Consider the following 17277-nt stretch of genomic DNA (forward strand, 5'->3'; position numbering starts at 1 on the left):
CGCCCGACCGGGGAACCTTCCGCACACGCGTCGCGGCGCCGCTGAGTCAGGGACGGTGTGCCGCACCGGGGCACCGCCACTGGGAGCCAGGCTCAGCGCCCGCACCGCGACGAGGGAACGTTCCGGCCGGTCGGGAGGTGTGACCCGGGTGGGGCCCGGGCGCTCAGTAGACAACGGCCTGGGCCGACCCGCAGCCGGCGGGTCCCGGGCCGGCCCGAAGGGCGCCGGGCCCCCATCCGTCGCACAAACGGCCTGAATCGGCCATCCCTACCCCGGTTCCGGGAAAACGACACCACCGTACGGCCGTCCTGTCACGTCGGCGCAGGCCGTGGCGATTATGGTGGTCCTCTGTGTACGGACACGAAGGGGCAGTGGTGAACGACGGCGACGGGACGCCCGCGGCTGCGGGGCGGGAGAGGCGGTTCGGCCCGCTGGGCACGGCCCTGGTGATCATCCCGACCTACAACGAGGCGGAGAACATCAAGGCGATCGTCACGCGGGTGCGCGAGGCCGTCCCCGAGGCACACGTTCTCGTGGCCGACGACAACAGCCCCGACGGCACCGGCAAGCTCGCCGACGAGCTGGCGGCCGCGGACGACCACGTCCAGGTCATGCACCGCAAGGGCAAGGAAGGGCTGGGCGCCGCCTACCTCGCCGGCTTCCGCTGGGGCCTGGAGCACGGCTACGGCGTGCTGATCGAGATGGACGCCGACGGCTCCCACCAGCCCGAGGAGCTGCCCCGCCTGCTGACCGCCCTCAAGGGCGCCGACCTCGTCCTAGGCTCGCGCTGGGTGCCCGGCGGCCGGGTGGTGAACTGGCCCAAGTCCCGCGAGATCATCTCGCGCGGCGGCAGCATGTACTCGAGACTCGCGCTCGATCTGCCGTTGCGCGACATCACCGGCGGCTACCGCGCCTTCCGCCGCGAGACGCTGGAAGGGCTCGGCCTCGAGGAGGTCGCCTCCCAGGGTTACTGCTTCCAGGTCGACCTCGCCCGCCGGGCGATCAAGGCCGGCTATCACGTCGTGGAGGTGCCGATCACGTTCGTCGAGCGGGAACTCGGCGACTCCAAGATGAGCCGCGACATCCTGGTGGAGGCCCTGTGGCGGGTCACCACGTGGGGCGTGGGGGAGCGGGTCGGCAAGGTACTCGGCCGCGACAGGCAGTCCGGCACGGCGGCCGACGGCCAGACGGCCTCGAGCGCCAAGACCTGACCGCCCTCTTATGCCGCACTGAGCCGGGGCCAGGCACACTGGGAGTATGACGACTGGCGCACAGACCCCCAGGTCCCCTGCCCGGCCTCCGCGCTCCCGGCTGCGCACGTTCCTGCCGCTGGGCGTCGCCGCCTGGCTCGTGCTGGAGATCTGGCTGCTGATCGTGGTCGCCGGGGCGACCAGCGGTTTCCTGGTCTTCCTGCTCCTGGTCGCCGGTGTCGTCCTCGGCTCCATGGTCATCAAGGCGGCGGGCCGCCGGGCCTTCCGCAACCTCACCGAGACGCTCAACCAGCAGCAGTCGGCCATGCGGGCGGGCGTGCCGCCCGAGGCCCGTCCGAACAGCGAGGGCAACGGCCTGATGATGCTGGGCGGGCTGCTCCTGATCCTGCCCGGTCTGATCTCGGACGTGCTCGGCCTGCTCATGCTGCTGCCCCCGGTGCAGAAGGGCGTCAGCCGCTACGCCCAGCGGACGGTGGAGCGCAAGCTCCGCGACGCCGGGCCCGGCACCCTGGGCGACGCCTTCCGCCAGGCCCGGATGCAGCACCCGGACGGCAAGGTCGTCCAGGGCGAGGTCATACGGGACGACCCGGACGACACGCCGCAGGACCCGCGCCCTCCGCTGACGCGCTGAGCCTGCGGTCCGGGCGCTACACGGCACGGCAGGGCACGGCAGGGCACGGCACGACAGGAAACCGCGGGTGCCGTACATGAAGCTCATGTACGGCACCCGCGGTTTTTGTTCGGTTGTGTCGCCTAAGGTTTCCCGCTACGCACTCTTGCGACTGTCTCGCGGATGGACCGCGATGTTCATCGCGCCGGAGCGCAGAACGGCCAGCCGCTCCTCGAGGACCTCTTCGAGTTCCTCGCGGGTGCGTCGCTCCATCAGCATGTCCCAGTGCGTACGCGCGGGCTTGGCCTTCTTCTCCTCAGGGCCGTCGCCGTCAACCAGGAGTGCCTGGGCCCCGCAGACCTTGCACTCCCACTCCGGCGGGATCTCCGCCTCGACCGAGAAGGGCATCTCGAACCGATGCCCCTTCTCGCATGCGTACTCCACGGCCTGGCGCGGGGCCAGGTCGATGCCGCGGTCCGTCTCGTAGCTGGTCACCACGAGGCGCGTGCCGCGAAGAGCTCGCTCACTCATGAATCGTGCCTCCCGGGCTTGTCGCCCACAGGACAGGTGTCGCTGTCGTCGTCATCCGGTCAACGTCCGGGCGGCGGTAAAGATTCCCGTCCCGACTCCCGATCCGGGCCCTGCGTCGCCGTCGCAGCCGCAGCCTTGCAACCAGTGCAGTACCCGCCGACGTCCGGTTTGTCACCTCTGCTGGCAGATGTGACATAGCGATTCGGCACCTTTGACGCGCAGTAACGGTACGCCTGGCAGGCCAAACGCGTACACTACAGCCCTTTCGCGCCGAGTGCTAAATCCTTTCGGGTACCGGGTTGCCCGCGTCGCCGATCGCCTGCCGCACCGGGACCCGCGCGAGCAGTACGAACCCGATGACGAAGAAGGCCACCAGCGAGATGATCGCGTCCCGGTAGCTCCCGGTCAGCTGGTAGGTCAGCCCGAAGAGCAGCGGCCCCAGCCAGCTCATCCCGCGGTCGCTCAGCTCGTACGCCGAGAAGTACTCGGCCTCCTTGCCCGGCGGGACCAGGTGGGAGAACAGGGAGCGGGACAGAGCCTGGCTGCCGCCCAGGACGAGCCCGATCCCGGCGGCCAGCACGAAGAACCACGCCGGCGCCCCGGCCGGCAGGAAGTAACCGGCCGCGAGGGTCACCGTCCAGGCCACCAGCGACCCGAGGATCGTGCGTTTGGCCCCGTACCTCCGCGCCAGCCGGCCGAGCGCCAGCGCGCCCGCCACCGCCAGCACCTGGACCAGCAGCACCGCCACGATGAGCGTGGACTGTCCGAGGCCCAGTTCCTCGGAGCCGTAGACCGAGGCCTGGGAGATCACCGTCTGGATGCCGTCGTTGTAGACCAGGTACGCCAGCAGGAAGGCCAGCGTGAGCGGGCGGCGGCGCATGTCGCGGACGGTCGCCGCGAGCTGCCGGAACCCGGGCAGCGCGGCCTCCCGTGCCACCGCGCGCCGGTCGCGCAGCCGCCGGAGCGGAATGAGCGCGAAGGCGCCCCACCACAGTCCCGCCGACGCCAGACAGATGCGGACCGCCGCGCTCTCGCTCAGTCCGAAGGAGTCGTGGCCGGTGTAGAGGACCAGATTGACGATCAGGACCAGGGAGCCGGCCGCGTAGCCGAAGGCCCAGCCGCGGGAGGAGACCGCGTCGCGCTCCTCGGGCGGGGCGATCTGCGGCAGGTAGGAGTTGTAGAGCATCATCGCGACCGACTGCGCCGCGTTGGCGACGACCAGGAGCAGACCGCCCAGCAGATAGCGGTCGCCGCCGAGGAAGAACATGGCGGTCGTGGCCGCGGCGCCGGTGTAGGCGGCGGCGGCCAGCAGCGGCTTCTTGCGTCCCGAGCGGTCGGCCGCCGCACCCACCAGGGGCATCACCAGCACCGCCACGATCACCGACAGCGACACCGAGTACGCGAAGAACGACCCGGCGCGCACCGGTATGCCCAGCGGGTGGACGTACCCGTCCGCGTCCGCCGCCGACTCCGCGACCGAGGTGAGATAGGGCCCCAGGAACACGGTGAGCACGCTCGTCGAGTAGACGGAGCACGCCCAGTCGTAGAAGTACCAGCCACGCTGCTCGCGCCGCCGTTCTCCGGCCGGGTCGGCCCCGTCCGCCGCATCCGTCCGCAGGGTGTCGGTGCCCACCGTGCCCTCGCTTCCCCGTGCACGCGCACCGTCCCCGGGGTGCGGCCGGGGGTCATCCCCAGGCGCCGCGGTCCTCCATGACCTTGCGCAGTGTGTCGATGTGATCGGTCATGATGCCATCCACTCCCAGGTCCAGAAGCCGGTGCATGCGGTCCGCATCGTTCACCGTCCAGACGTGCACCTGCAGCCCGCGCGCGTGTGCGGCCCGCAGGAAGCGGTGATCCACCACAGGGACGCCCGACTGCGTCTCGGGAACCTGCGCGGCCACCGCCGAGTGGCGCAGCGCGACCGGCACGCCCCAGGAGCGCAGCCGCAGACCGAGGACACCGCGGGTGCCGTACGAGGTGGCCAGGCGTGGGCCGGCCAGCCGCTGGGCGCGGACCACGCGCGCCTCGGAGAACGAGCCGACGCAGATCCGGTCCCAGGCGTTGTGCCGGCCGATCAGCTCCAGGAGCGGCTCCAGGGCGGGCTCCGCCTTCACGTCGATGTTCCAGCGCACCCCGGGGAAGGTCTCCAGCAACTCCTCGAAGAGCGGCACCGGTTCCTCGCCCCCCACGCGCGCGTGGCGCACGTTCTCCCACGGCAGGTCGGCGATCCGCCCGGCCCCGTCCGTCACCCGGTCCAGGGTCGGGTCGTGGAAGGCGACCAGCTTCCCGTCCCGCGTGGCGTGCACGTCGGTCTCGATGTACCGGTAGCCCGCACCGACGGCCCGGCGGAACTGCCGCAGTGTGTTCTCCAGGCCGTTTGCCGCCCCGCCCCGATGGGCGAAGGCGATGGGTCCCGGATGGTCGAGGTAGGGGTGGCGTATCGGGGTGGTCACCGACGCAGTATCGCGCGCCGGGGTTGACCGGCGGCAACCACCGTGCTGCCGTCCGGTGCCGGCGGCACGGCGAACGCGCGCAGGAACACCTGGGCGAGCGGGCCGATCGACACGGCGTAGAGCAGGGTGCCGAGGCCCACCGTGCCGCCGAGCGCGAAGCCCGTCACCACGACCGTGATCTCGACGGCGGTCCGCACCAGACGCACCGAGAGCCCCGTGCGCCGGTTCAGCCCCGTCATCAGGCCGTCCCGGGGTCCCGGGCCGAAGCGCGCGGCGATGTACAGCCCGGTCGCCGCGCCGTTCAGGACGATGCCCGCCACCATCGCGGCGATCCGCAGCGTCCAGCCGTGGGCGTCCGGCACGACGCTCAGCGTGGCGTCCATCGCGGCGCCGATCACGAGCACGTTGGAGACGGTGCCGAGGCCCGGCCGCTGGCGCAGCGGGATCCACAGCAGCAGGACCGCCGCGCCCACGACGGTCAGCACCACGCCCATCGACAGGCCGGTGTGCTCCGCCAGGCCCTGGTGCAGCACGTTCCACGGTTCGAGGCCGAGCCCGGACCTGACCAGCAGCGCCGAACTCGCTCCGTACAGGGCGAGGCCGCCGTAGAGCTGGATCAGCCGCCGCGCGAGCCGCCCGGACTGCCTGGACTGCCTCGACTGCCTGGACAAGTAGTGCCCCCTGGGGTGGTGGTAGTGGACTGCCACATGACACCCTGTGGCTACAGAACAAGAGTCAACCATGGCCAATTCGAGGAAGGTGGACTGATTTCCATGGCGCAGTGGACCTCGGCCGTGGGGGCGGGGCAGCTCGCGCGGCTGCTCGGCTCCCAGCAGGACCGCCCGGCCGGGCCCGGCACGCGCCGTCCGCCGGCCTACCGCGCGCTCGCCGACGGCATCCGGCTGCTCGTGCTGGAGGGCCGCGTCCCGGTCGCCGCCCGGCTGCCCGCCGAGCGCGAACTGGCCCTCGCCCTGACCGTCAGCCGGACCACCGTCGCCGCCGCCTACGAGGCGCTGCGTGCCGAGGGCTTCCTTGAGTCCCGGCGCGGGGCGGGCAGCTGGACCGCGGTTCCGGCCGGGAACCCGCTGCCGGCGCGCGGACTCGAGCCGCTGCCGCCCGAGGCGCTCGGCTCGGTGATCGACCTGGGATGCGCGGCGCTGCCCGCACCCGAGCCCTGGCTCACCCGCGCGGTGCAGGGCGCCCTGGAGGAGCTGCCGCCGTACGCGCACACCCACGGCGACTACCCGGCCGGACTGCCCGCGCTGCGCGCGATGATCGCCGAGCGCTACACCGCGCGGGGCATCCCCACCATGCCCGAGCAGATCATGGTGACCACGGGGGCGATGGGCGCCATCGACGCCATCTGCCACCTCTTCGGCGGGCAGGGCGAGCGGATCGCCGTGGAGTCCCCGTCCTACGCCAACATCCTCCAGCTGATGCGCGAGGCCGGGGCCAGGCTGGTGCCCGTCGCGATGGCCGAAGGCCTCACCGGCTGGGACGTGGACCGCTGGCGCCAGGTGCTGCGCGATGCCGCGCCCCGCATCGCCTACGTCGTCGCCGACTTCCACAACCCCACCGGTGCGCTCGCCGACGACGACCAGCGGCGACGGCTGGTCGACGCGGCCCGCTCGGCGGGGACGGTGCTCGTCGCCGACGAGACGATGAGCGAGCTGTGGCTGGACGACGACGTCGAGATGCCGCGCCCCGTGTGCGCCTTCGACCCGGCCGGTTCCACCGTGATCACCGTCGGCTCCGCGAGCAAGGCCTTCTGGGCCGGGATGCGCATCGGCTGGGTCCGCGCCGCGCCCGACGTGATTCGCAGCCTGGTCGCCGCGCGGGCGTACGCCGACCTGGGCACACCGGTGCTGGAGCAGCTCGCCGTGAACTGGCTGTTCAGCACCGGAGGCTGGGAGCAGGCCGTGACGGTGCGCCGTGAGCAGGCCCGGCAGAACCGGGACGAACTGGTGGCGGCGGTGCGTCGGGAGCTGCCCGACTGGGAGTTCGAGGTGCCCCGCGGTGGGCTCACCCTTTGGGTGCGCACGGGGGGCCTGTCGGGGTCCCGGCTCGCCGAGGCGGGGGAGCGGGTGGGCGTCCGCGTCCCGTCCGGGCCGCGCTTCGGGGTCGACGGTGCCTTCGAGGGGTACGTCCGGCTGCCGTTCACGGTCGGCGGCGCGGTGGCCGAGGAGGCGGCGGTACGACTGGCCGCGGCGGCCCGGCTGGTGGAGAGCGGCGGCGTCGGCGGCGGCGAGGCACCGCGGACGTTCGTGGCCTAGTAGAGCTTCGTTAGGTTCTGGCCTGTCTGTGGCGGCCTCGTGGGGTAGGCAGCGGTTGTCCGCAGGTGGTGCAGGTGCCGGTCCAGCACCTCAGCAGGTCCTGAAGGAGATCGAGGATCTGGTAGAGGGTCAGGCCGGCATGCGTGCTTTTGGGTCGAGCCGCCTGAGAGTGAGGAAAGCCTGGGCGGCGGTGACGAGGGTGACGTGGTGGTGCCAGCCGCGCCAGGTGCGGCCCTCGAAGTGGTCCAGGCCCAGGCCGTGCTTGAGTTCGCGGTAGTCGTGCTCGATCCGCCAGCGCATCTTCGCCCACCGCACCAGGTCGGCGACCGGTGTGGTGGCGGGCAGGTTCGATATCCAGTTCCGCAAGGCGGAGGAAGGAGTCGACGCGATGGGTCCCCCCCCGCGAGCGCAGTCGAGCGTGGGGAGTCGGCGACTGACGACAACGCTGCAGACGGGGGTGCCAGACCCCGCGTCCGCGGCATGATCTGCCGGACCCTAGGTCCTGTCGGGCGGCGGGGCCGCCGGGGAGCCTTCGCCTTTGAATCCCGGTGGGCCTCCGTCCGTTCGCCCGCCCGCCCGTGTTGAGGGCGGTGGCGAGCTGCCGCGTCGGCAATGGTCGGCCATGTGACGGGCATGCGCGCCGCATCTGCCTCGGCGTGCTCGTCGGGGACGCCGTGGCCGCCGGGCCGCGAGGCGGGTGGGACGCGCACGGGCGGGTCGCACCGGTGAGCGTCGAGCGGCCCGGTGAAGAGGCTGTGGCTCCCGGGGCCCGGCGGGGCTCCTGGAGGGGCGTGGTCGGACGGTGGAGAGGCGGCGGGGGCCGGGACGGGCGGTGGGGTGCGTCCGTCCCGGCCGGGGCGTCAGGAGGTCTCCGCCGCGACCGCGTCCGCGGGAACCGTCTCAGCGGGCGCGGGTTCGGCCGGCGTCCCGGCCGTCGCCTTCTCCGCCGTCACCGGGGCCGGCTCCGCCTCCGCCGCGGTCGCCTCCGGCTCGCCCGCCACCCCGCGGACCGGGGTGTCCTTCTTCTCCATGGAGACGGCCTCCACCTCCGCCTCGGCCTCCGGGGGCAGGGGTGCCTGCTCCCCGTCCGCCGGTGTCGTGCGCGGGGGGAGCAGGTCGAGCACCGCCTGCCGGTGGGCCTCGCTCGTCGCGTCGTCGTAGGGGTCCGGGGTGGCCGGGACCTGGAGACGGTGCACCGGGCCGGTGCCGAGGCGGGCGTACCCCCGGCCGGGCGGGACCTGGTCGAGCGGAGTGGTGTGCGGGGGAGCGCCCAGCGCGTTCGCCAGCTCGTCCGCGGTGGCCGGGCCGAGCACGACACGCGCGCGCGTGTGCTGCCGTACGGCGTCGGTGAGGCTGTCGAGGGCGTCGAGCTGGTCGGCGACGACCACCGTCACGTTCGCCGCCCGGCCGTGCCGCAGGGGAACCTGGAGCAGGGTCTGCGGGTCGCGGCGCCCACCCGTGTCGGCGAGGTGCGTGAACGCGGTCGGACGGTCCAGGAAGACCCACAGGGGCCGCCGGGTGTCGTCCGGTGCCGCCAGGCCCTGCTGACGGGCCCGGTTCACGGCGATCAGCCGCCGCTCCGTCTCCGCGGCGGCCCACTCCAGGCTGGTCAGCGCGCCGGTGAGGCCGCACTCCACGGCCAGGACGCCGTCCCGGCCGACCAGACAGGCGTACTCCCCGGTGCCCCCGCCGTCCACGATCAGCAGGTCGCCGTGGTGCAGTGCCTGGAGGGCGACCGAGCGCAGCAGGGTGGACGTGCCGGTGCCGGGCTGCCCCAGGACCAGCAGGTGGGGCTCGGTCGAGCGGATGCCGGTGCGCCAGACGACCGGCGGTACGTCCCGCTGCTCCACGCCGTGGGTGAGCGGGAGCGTGCGCTGGACGCGCGTCGGGTCGGTGAAGCCGAGGACGGTCTCGCCGGGCGCCGTGACGAAGCGCTGGGCGGCGATGTCGGTGGGGAGTGCCGCGAGCACGTCGACGGAGAGGTGGTTGGCCTCCTCGTCCCAAGTGAAGCGGTACTCCCGGCCCCGGCCGGACTTCGCGGTGAGCAGGTGCTCGATCCGGGCCCGGGACTCCGCCTCCCCGTCGGTGAAGTAGGCGGGGTAGCGGATCACCAGGTGGGCGACGCGCCCGTCCTCGTCGAACTCGTGGGCGGGGAACGCCTTCTCCCATCCGCCGCCGTGGGCGTACAGGGGGTCGGGGTCCTCCGCGATCGAGAAGTACGGGACCAGCGCCTCGTAGAGCGACTGCAGGCGCCTGGTCCGGGTGTCGTCGGTGCCCTCGGGCGCCGCCTGGGTGCGTTCCCTGCCCTGCCAGGCTGCCGCCGCCATCAGGACGATGACGGCGAGCAGCGGGCCGTACGGCACGAGTGCCACGACCAGGACCACCGAGGCCACCAGGAACAGCAGCGCGCCGCGCCGGTCCCTGGGGGTCTCGGTCCATCTGCGCCGCGCGGCCGCGGCCAGACGGCGCAGACCGCGGGCGATCGTGATCAGCGGCTGGAGGACGTCGGTGGCGCTGTCGGCCGCCGTCCGGGCCAGCTCCCGGCTCCGGGCGAGCTGTGCGCCGCCGTTGCTCAGAATGCGGGGGAGGGGCCGCCGGGCCACTGCTGCCTCCTGGAGGTGCGTACGTACGTGCGGATGTCGGGTCGGGCGGGGGGAGCGGGTCGTCAGAACTTGATGCCGCCGAGGAGGCCCGCCAGGCTCTCGCCGCCCGCCTTGATGCTCGGGGCGATGGCCGTACTCGCGAGATAGAACCCGAACAGTACGGCGACCAGCAGGTGCGAGGCCTTGAGGCCGTCCTTGCGGAAGAAGATGAAGACGACGATGCCGAGCAGGACCACGCCTGAGATCGAGAGGATCATGTGAGTTCTCCTGGTTCACGGGGACAGTCACCATGAGTACTTCCAGGCTCACAGCATGTATCCATACGATAAAAGGTGCAAATGGGGGAAATTCGACCGAATTACCTCGGGTGGCGGAGCGGTCCTTGGGCCGCTCGGGTGTGCCGCGAGCCAGTACCCTGGCGGTTCACCCGCACGGCCACACCGCTCGTGGCCGTGCGTACCCGTCGTCCCCGGCGTTCGTCAGACCCGTGCGAGCGTCACGCAGGTAGTGAGAGGTGGTCCGGCCGATGAGTGAAGCCCCCGACCCCGAGGTCGTGGAGCTGGCGACCAAGATCTTCGATCTGGCCCGGCAGGGGCGGACCGAGGAGCTGGTGGCGTACGTGGACGCCGGCGTCCCGGCCGACCTCACCAACGAGCGCGGCGACTCCCTCGTCATGCTCGCCGCCTACCACGGTCACGCCGACGCGGTCCGCGCGCTGCTGACCCGCGGCGCCGACGCCGACCGTGTCAACGACCGGGGTCAGACGCCGCTCGCCGGAGCCGCCTTCAAGGGTGAGATCGAGGTGACCAAGGCGCTGCTGGAGGCGGGCGTGGACCCGGCCGCGGGCACCCCGTCGGCCGTCGACACGGCCCGGATGTTCGCCCGGACGGACCTGCTGGAGCTGTTCGGCGCCCGGTGACGGGGCGGTGGAGAGGGTCCCGTCCGGGCCTGCTCCACATTTTCTGACCAGGGAAAACACTGGAAACGGGGGAGGCGGTACAGGGCCGCCGAAATTTCGGTCGCGGCAGATGTGACCGCCGGGCCATCATGACGACGTGGTTCACGGACGTGATGGCTGGGCAGGTGTTGCCGCACCGCGCGGGCCGTGACTCGGCCCGCAAGGGCCACCGACGAGAGGCAGAGGAACATGGTCTTCAGCAAGCAAGAGACGGCGGGCGCTCCGACGTGTTGGCGCACGGCCAGGTAACGCGTGCTCCCCGGTTGCGTCGACGCTTGATGTGAGGCTGTTTCCCATGTTCGATCCGGTCATAGCGCCCAGCGGTACGCTGCTCGGCCTGCTTCAGCGGGGTCGCGGCGACGGCACGCTGCACGCGCTCACCGCTCCGCGCGCCGAAGCGCTCGCGGCGCTGAACCACTGTGTGCTCCACGACCCCCGCCACGACTGGCAGGTCGAGAACCGCTCCCTCTACTACGCCCGCCTCTACCTCGACCTGAACGGCGAGCTGGACGCGATCGAGGCCCACCTCTTCGACCCCGAGGACGTCCTGGACGCCGACGAGTCGCGCACCGGGCTGGCCCTCGCCGTCCTCGGCCACCTCGCCTCCTACGGCAGGCTGGACGCGCTCCAGCTGCTGCGCCGGTACGCCGCCCACGGCGTCAACTGGGCGTGGGCCCTGGACGAGCTGGCACTGCGCGACGACGACGCGGGACTGCGCGCCCTCGCCGCGCCCGTCCTGGCCCGCTTCCCGCGCGACGCCGAGGGCGAGGCCGAGCTGGCCGCCGCGGTGCGCGACGCCTTCGAACCCAGGCCCTGGCGCCTGTGGGCCGAGGACCCCCGGGAATCGATCGCCACGCGCGTGCGTGCCGCCCAGGAGACGGGCTGCTTCGACCGCTGGCAGCGCCAGATGAACTCCTCCGGGCCGCGCCCCGGCTGGAGCGTGCGAGCTGTCTTCGAATGGGCCGAGCAGGGCGTCGAGCGCGGCACCCCGCTCCATGTGCCGGCCGCCCGCTGCCTCACGGCCGTCGCCGGGCCCGAGGACCGGCCCGAGATCGTCGAGGCCGCGCGGTCGGGCACCGAGGGCGCCCGCTGCACCGCCCTGCGCTATCTCGCCGACAGCAACGACCCGGACGTCCTCGACCTGATCGACGGCGCCGTGGCGACGGGATCGACCCCCGTCGTGGAGGCCGCCGTCGCCACCTACGAGCGCATGCGCAGCCTCGCCGCCGTCGACCGGGCCCGCGGCTGGGTGCACCGGCCCGACGCCCTCGGGGCCGCCGCCGGACGGGTCCTCGCCTGCCGCGGCGCCGCACAGGACCGCGATCTGGTGCTCGCCGCGCTGCGGGAGGCGGTACGCGGCGAAGGCCCCGACGCGCCGACCCTGTGGACCCTCGTCGACGGCACCGGACGGCTCGGCATCGCCTGCGCCGCGCCCGTACTGCGCCACATCTACCGCGAAACCGCCTCCTCCCACCTGCGCGGCCGAGCCGCCCGCGCGCTGGCCGCCACGGATCCGTCCTTCGCGGCGGGCTTCGCCATCGAGTGCCTGTGGGACTGCGAGGAGACCACCCGCGAACTGGCCGCGCGCCACGCCGAGACCGGCGACAACCGCGTCGTCGAACGGCTGCGCAGGCTCGCCGCCGACCCGGCCGAGGAGGACGAGGTCCAGACGGCGGTACGCAGCCGCTTCGGACCGGACGCGCCCACCGTGTGAGAGCCCCGGACGCCGGCGCGGCGGAGAGCCGCGTCGGCCGCGCGGCCCGAGCCCGGGGACGCGACGGGTGAACGGGCCAACGCGCACGGGACGTTCCCCGGCCGGAAGGATCGACGCCGACGCGAGCACGTCCAGTCCGGCGACAACACCCGTATGCGTGTCGTCAGCCCTTGCCGCAGACCGTCCCCGAGCCCTGTCGGGGTAGCGGCGATCAGGCCACGCGGTACTGCTCGTCACGGGCGTCGGTGAGGAACATCTGCCCCGGCGCGTGGGTGAGCGCGAAGGGCGGCCGCGAGGCCATGACCGCCGCTTGCGGAGTCACGCCGCAGGCCCAGAACACCGGGATGTCGTCCGGCTCGCGGTCCACCGCCTCGCCGAAGTCGGGCCGGTCCAGGTCGTCGATACCGAGCGCCGACGGGTCCCCGCAGTGCACGGGGCTGCCGTGTACGGCCGGGAGCAGGCTGCTCTCGTGGATCGCCGCGGACAGGTGCGCGGGCGGCACCGGACGCATCGAGACCACCATCGGCCCGCGCAGTCGCCCGGCCGGACGGCACGCGCGCGAGGTGACGTACATCGGGACGTTGCGGCCCTGCTCGACGTGGCGGATCGGGACACCGGCCGCGGCCAGCGCCCACTCGAAGGTGAAACTGCACCCGATCAGGAACGTCACCAGGTCGTCCCGCCAGTGCTCGCGCACGTCCGACGGCTCGTCCACCAGTTCGCCGTCCCGCCACACCCGGTAGCGCGGCAGATCGGTGCGCAGGTCGGCGCCGTCGGCGAGCACCGTGGTCCAGGACCCGGCGTCGGTGACGTCGAGCACCGGGCAGGGCTGCGGGTTGCGGGTGCAGAACAGCAGCATGTCGTAGGCCCAGTCGGCGGGCACCGAGATCAGGTTGGCCTGGGTGTGGCCGGCGGCGACCCCGGCCGTGGGGCCGGTCAGCCCCTTCCGGAAGCGGGCGCGGGCCGTCTTCGGGCTCCACGCGTGCGCGTGCTCGTCGACGAGGGCGAGCGGCCGGTCCCCGGTCGCGGGGTGCGGGCGGTTCATGCCAGTTCCTTTCCGCGTGTCTCCGGCAGCCCCAGCAGGGCCAGTGCCGCGATGCCGTAGCCGATGGCGCCGAAGACCAGTGCGCCGCCCACGCCCCAGCTGTCGGCGAGGAAGCCGACCGTGGTGGGGAAGACGGCGCCCACGGCGCGTCCGGTGTTGTACGTGAAGCCCTGGCCCGCGCCCCGCACGGCCGTCGGGTACAGCTCGCTCAGATACGAACCGAACCCGCTGAAGATGGCCGACATGCAGAAGCCGAGCGGAAAACCCAGCACCAGGAGCAGGGTGTCGGCGCCGCGGGGGATGTTCGCGTACGCCAGGATGCAGACCGCCGACAGCAGTGCGAAGAGCCAGATGTTGCGCCTGCGGCCCAGCACGTCGGTGAGCACACCGCCGGTGAGGTAGCCCAGGAAGGCGCCCGAGATGAGGAACGTCAGGTAGCCGCCGGTGCCGACGACCGACAGGTCGCGCTCGTCCTTCAGATAGGTCGGGACCCAGGTGGCGAGGGTGTAGTAGCCGCCCTGGACGCCGGTGGACAGCAGGCTCGCGAACAGTGTGACGCGCAACAGCCCCGGTGAGTCCGCCGTGCCCGGCTTGAAGATCGCCGCGAACGAGCCCTGGCCGGCTCCCTTCTCCCGGACCTCGGCGGCCCGCGGCGCGTCCTGGACGCTGCGCCGCACCCACACCACGAGCAGCGCGGGCAGTGCACCCGTCCAGAACATGACACGCCAGGCCAGGTCGTCCCCGGCCAGCGAGAAGACCAGCGTGTACACGAGCACCGCGAGGGCCCAGCCCACGGCCCAGGAGCTCTGGATCGCGCCCAGCGTGCGCCCGCGGTGCCTGGGGCTCGCGTACTCGGCGACCAGGATGGCCCCGACCGCCCACTCGCCGCCGAAGCCGAGGCCCTGGAGGGCGCGGAAGACGAGCAGCGTCTCGTAGTTGGGCGCGAAGCCGCAGGCCACCGTGAACACGGCGTAGGTGATCACGGTGAGCAGCAGCGCCCTGACCCGGCCGACGCGGTCCGCCAGCACTCCCGCGAGCGCCCCGCCGACCGCCGAGACGACCAGCGTGACCGTGGTGAGCAGCCCGGTCTGGCCGCTGTCCAGACCGAAGTACGCGGCCAGCGCCACCATGGTCAGGGGCAGCGTGAAGTAGTCGTAGGAATCGAGGGCGTAGCCGCCGAACGCGCCGCCGAAGGCGCGGCGGCCGCGCGGGCCGAGGGCGCGCAGCCAGCCGAACGGACCCTCTTCAGGGGCGTGTTCGGCCGTGCCCGGGGGGCGAGTGCCGGAGGGGAGGGTCCGTGGGGGAGGGGGAGTGCTCATGGTGCACCTCGCAGTGGGAGGACGGAGGGTGCTGGTCGAGCGGTACGGCGACGTACTGAGGGCACCGTAGGGGATCGTTCAACGATCCCTCAATACCCCTGTTGTTTCGTTCTGGTATCTGCGATTGAATTCCGGGCATGGCAGAGCAGTTGACGGGACTGGCCGACGACCGCGCCCTCCTCGGGCGCACCAGCACCGCCGAGCGGGTCTCGGACATCCTCAGGAGCCGGATAGCCGAGGGCTACTTCCCGCCCGGGACCCGCTTGTCCGAGGACAGCATCGGCGGCGCCCTCGGCGTCTCCCGCAACACCCTGCGCGAGTCGTTCCGCCTGCTCACACACGAACGGCTGCTGGTCCACGAGCTGAACCGGGGCGTCTTCGTCCGGGTCCTCACCGTCGAGGACGTCGAGGACATCTACCGCACCCGCTCCCTCGTGGAGTGCGCCGTCGTCCGCGGCCTCGGCGAGCCGCCGTACCCGCTGGACGGGCTCGCCGAGGCCGTCGAGGACGGGCGGCGGTCGGCCCGCGAAGGTGACTGGAAAGGCGTGGGTACGGCCAACATCCACTTCCACCGGGAACTGGTGGCCCTCGCCGGCAGCGAACGCACCGACGAACTGATGCGCAGCGTCTTCGCCGAACTGCGCCTCGCCTTCCACGTCGTGGACGACCCCCGGCGCCTGCACGAGCCGTACATCGCCCGGAACGCGGAGATCCTCACGACGCTGGAGAGCGGCGAGCGGGAGAAGGCGGCGCGGCTGCTCGCGGTCTACCTGGAGAACTCGCTGAAGCGCGTCGTGGAGGTCTACCTGCGCCGGGTCGGGGACGAGGGTTAGCCCGGGGCGGCACGGCGGCACGGCGGCACGTCGGCGCGGCGGTCGGCCACGGTGCCGCGGGGGCCCATCTGCGTCGTTTGGGCCGATGTCAGACCGAGGACCTAGTCTGTGCACCGTGACTTCGCCTGCATCGACGGACAGCGTTCCGCCCCAGCTCAGCGCGGGGCCGCGCCCCGCGCCGGGCCCGGCCGCCGACGAGGGGCTGGCGCGGCGGCTGCGCGCGCTCGCCTGCACGGCGCCGCTGCACGACCTCGACGCACGCAAGGCCAACCTCGCCGGCGAGTACTCGGTGTACGGCATGGCGGAGGTCGCCCTCGCCGCCATCGACCTCGTCACACTGAACATGGACTTCGACACCGGCGCCGACCACGACCAGATAGTGGCCAGGCTGATCCCGCGCGTCGCCGCCCAGGCCCCGCCCCGGCCCGCCGCCGAGCACGAACGGGTGGCCCGCTGGGTCCTGGAGAACCTGATCAACGTCGGCAGCGTCGACCGCGGCTTCCGCGCGGTGTACGGCACCTTCGGGCCCGACGGCACCTACGTCCGCCGCGACTACGACTTCAAACTGCTCGAAGAGGTCCCCGGCCCCGGCGGCACCGTCTACCTGCGCACCACCGACGAGGCGGTCAACGTCCTCGTCGGCGCCCTGGACACCGACGTCACCAGCGCCCAGATCGCCGCCGAGGTCAAGCTCGAGGTGCTCATCAGCCGCGGCCGCCTCGCCGACGCCCAGCTCGCCGCCGAACAGGCCAGGTACCGGACCGTCCAGTACTCGGAGACCCTGCGCCGCGCCCTGGACGCCACCCGGCGCAACGTCCGCGCGGTCGACTGGCTCGGCGCCGTCCCCGACATGATCGCCGAAGCCCTGGACCACGTCGCCGACCGGTACCGGCACGAGAACGCGATCCTCACCAACATCCGCAAGGCCCGCGACGAGACCGAGGACGCCGAGCACAAGCGCCGCGCCGCCGAGCTGGTCGACATCGTCAAGGACTGCATCCGCCGCCACACCCAGCTCCAGTCCCGCCTCCTGGAGGCCGGCCCGCTCTTCCGCGCCGAGCAGGACCGGCAGGCCTTCGCCACCCCGCTGACCACCTCCGGCCTGGACCTGTACGGCCATCTCGTCGCCCCCGTGCTGCCGTTGCCCGTGGAGCGGGCGCTGCGCGTCACCGACGCCTTCTTCGCCCGCGGCACCGGCCTGCGCACGCCCGTCTCCGTCCGGGTCGGCGACCTCGTCGACATACTCCTCACCCCACCGGTGGAGCGCGAGCACCTGGGCGCCGAGATGCCGGAACCCGACCTGATCGCCACCCCGGACGACAGCCGCTTCAGCGAGGAGCAGCTCGCCGCCGCCATGGAACTGCTCGACCTGCCGCACGACGCCCCGCGCCGGCTCTCGGGGCTGCTGGCCGACGCCCGCTCCCGCGACGCCGAACTGCCGTACCTCGTCGCGCTGCTGGCCGTCCACGCGGCCAGCCCGCCGGTCGGCACCGCCTACCGCCAGGGGGAGCCGAAGCTGCTGTTCGCCGTCGACGACGGCACCGAGCTGGACGACCCCGAGTTCGGCGGCGCCGACCTCATCGTCGGCACCGCGCTGCTGGACGCGGCGGGAATGGCGGCGGACCGGACGGAGGCGGCATGACCGGCGCGCACCGTCCCTCCGGCCGCTCCGGCCACCACCTCACCCACCACCGCGGCACAGCGCGGCAGCACAGCGAGGAGCACCG

15 protein-coding genes and 1 pseudogene are annotated in these 17277 nt (G+C 72.8%); 7 read left to right on the forward strand and 9 right to left on the reverse strand.

Annotated features, from left to right (window positions below; all coding sequences use genetic code 11):
• Positions 1 to 374: 374 nt before the first annotated feature.
• Positions 375 to 1211, forward strand: coding sequence for a polyprenol monophosphomannose synthase (locus ACFV9J_RS32130; protein ID WP_385360075.1), 837 nt, complete (start codon positions 375 to 377; stop codon positions 1209 to 1211).
• A gap of 46 nt (positions 1212 to 1257) precedes the next feature.
• Complete coding sequence (gene fxsA / locus ACFV9J_RS32135) at positions 1258 to 1842, forward strand: FxsA family membrane protein (protein WP_385360078.1); 585 nt, start codon at positions 1258 to 1260, stop codon at positions 1840 to 1842.
• 135 nt (positions 1843 to 1977) lie between these two features.
• Here the strand turns inward: fxsA and ACFV9J_RS32140 are convergent, their stop codons facing one another.
• The 4 genes from ACFV9J_RS32140 to ACFV9J_RS32155 form a co-directional block, all read right to left on the reverse strand.
• The gene (locus ACFV9J_RS32140; protein WP_003977404.1) at positions 1978 to 2352 is read right to left on the reverse strand and encodes an RNA polymerase-binding protein RbpA; all 375 of its coding nucleotides are present in this window, start codon (positions 2350 to 2352) and stop codon (positions 1978 to 1980) included.
• 277 nt (positions 2353 to 2629) lie between these two features.
• Entirely contained in the window at positions 2630 to 3985 is a 1356-nt protein-coding gene (locus ACFV9J_RS32145) for an MFS transporter (RefSeq protein WP_385360080.1), read from the reverse strand.
• A 52-nt stretch (positions 3986 to 4037) separates the two neighbouring features.
• Complete coding sequence (locus ACFV9J_RS32150) at positions 4038 to 4805, reverse strand: glycerophosphodiester phosphodiesterase (protein WP_385360082.1); 768 nt, start codon at positions 4803 to 4805, stop codon at positions 4038 to 4040.
• Entirely contained in the window at positions 4802 to 5476 is a 675-nt protein-coding gene (locus ACFV9J_RS32155; protein WP_385360084.1) for a YitT family protein, read from the reverse strand. The genes ACFV9J_RS32150 and ACFV9J_RS32155 overlap by 4 nt, the downstream gene beginning before the upstream one ends.
• 102 nt (positions 5477 to 5578) lie before the next feature.
• Between ACFV9J_RS32155 and ACFV9J_RS32160 the strand changes: the two genes are divergently transcribed.
• Entirely contained in the window at positions 5579 to 7078 is a 1500-nt protein-coding gene (locus ACFV9J_RS32160) for a PLP-dependent aminotransferase family protein (protein WP_385360086.1), read from the forward strand.
• Positions 7079 to 7207: 129 nt separating this feature from the next.
• On the opposite strand, the pseudogene ACFV9J_RS32165 reads toward ACFV9J_RS32160, so the two are convergent.
• The 3 genes and pseudogenes from ACFV9J_RS32165 to ACFV9J_RS32175 form a co-directional block, all read right to left on the reverse strand.
• A pseudogene (locus ACFV9J_RS32165) lies at positions 7208 to 7435 on the reverse strand (transposase); the annotation flags it as partial.
• Between the two features lie 503 nt (positions 7436 to 7938).
• Positions 7939 to 9681: a hypothetical protein gene (locus ACFV9J_RS32170; protein ID WP_385360089.1), complete on the reverse strand. Its 1743-nt coding sequence runs from the start codon at positions 9679 to 9681 to the stop codon at positions 7939 to 7941.
• A gap of 62 nt (positions 9682 to 9743) precedes the next feature.
• Positions 9744 to 9938 carry a hypothetical protein gene (locus ACFV9J_RS32175; protein WP_115741101.1) on the reverse strand — a complete coding sequence of 65 codons (195 nt, stop codon included), beginning with the start codon at positions 9936 to 9938 and terminating at the stop codon, positions 9744 to 9746.
• Between the two features lie 269 nt (positions 9939 to 10207).
• On the opposite strand from ACFV9J_RS32175, the gene ACFV9J_RS32180 reads away from it, so the two are divergent.
• Together ACFV9J_RS32180 and ACFV9J_RS32185 are read left to right on the forward strand one after the other, a co-directional pair.
• A complete protein-coding gene (locus tag ACFV9J_RS32180) occupies positions 10208 to 10600 on the forward strand; it encodes an ankyrin repeat domain-containing protein (RefSeq protein WP_385360093.1) in 393 nt (130 codons plus the stop codon).
• Positions 10601 to 10934: 334 nt separating this feature from the next.
• Complete coding sequence (locus ACFV9J_RS32185) at positions 10935 to 12353, forward strand: HEAT repeat domain-containing protein (protein ID WP_385360096.1); 1419 nt, start codon at positions 10935 to 10937, stop codon at positions 12351 to 12353.
• A gap of 211 nt (positions 12354 to 12564) precedes the next feature.
• Here ACFV9J_RS32185 and ACFV9J_RS32190 read toward each other — a convergent pair whose 3' ends face one another.
• Positions 12565 to 13398 (reverse strand): putative hydro-lyase, encoded by an 834-nt coding sequence (locus tag ACFV9J_RS32190; protein ID WP_385360099.1) that lies wholly within the window; start codon positions 13396 to 13398, stop codon positions 12565 to 12567.
• The gene (locus ACFV9J_RS32195; protein ID WP_385360102.1) at positions 13395 to 14717 is read right to left on the reverse strand and encodes an MFS transporter; all 1323 of its coding nucleotides are present in this window, start codon (positions 14715 to 14717) and stop codon (positions 13395 to 13397) included. Before ACFV9J_RS32195 ends, ACFV9J_RS32190 begins: the two co-directional genes overlap by 4 nt.
• 137 nt (positions 14718 to 14854) lie before the next feature.
• On the opposite strand from ACFV9J_RS32195, the gene ACFV9J_RS32200 reads away from it, so the two are divergent.
• Together ACFV9J_RS32200 and ACFV9J_RS32205 are read left to right on the forward strand one after the other, a co-directional pair.
• Positions 14855 to 15550 carry a GntR family transcriptional regulator gene (locus tag ACFV9J_RS32200; RefSeq protein WP_385360105.1) on the forward strand — a complete coding sequence of 232 codons (696 nt, stop codon included), beginning with the start codon at positions 14855 to 14857 and terminating at the stop codon, positions 15548 to 15550.
• Positions 15551 to 15665: 115 nt separating this feature from the next.
• Positions 15666 to 17192 carry a hypothetical protein gene (locus ACFV9J_RS32205; protein ID WP_385360108.1) on the forward strand — a complete coding sequence of 509 codons (1527 nt, stop codon included), beginning with the start codon at positions 15666 to 15668 and terminating at the stop codon, positions 17190 to 17192.
• The last annotated feature ends 85 nt before the right edge of the window (positions 17193 to 17277 follow it).

The organism is Streptomyces sp. NPDC059906 (assembly GCF_042730645.1).
GTDB classification, from domain to species: domain Bacteria; phylum Actinomycetota; class Actinomycetes; order Streptomycetales; family Streptomycetaceae; genus Streptomyces; species Streptomyces rubrogriseus.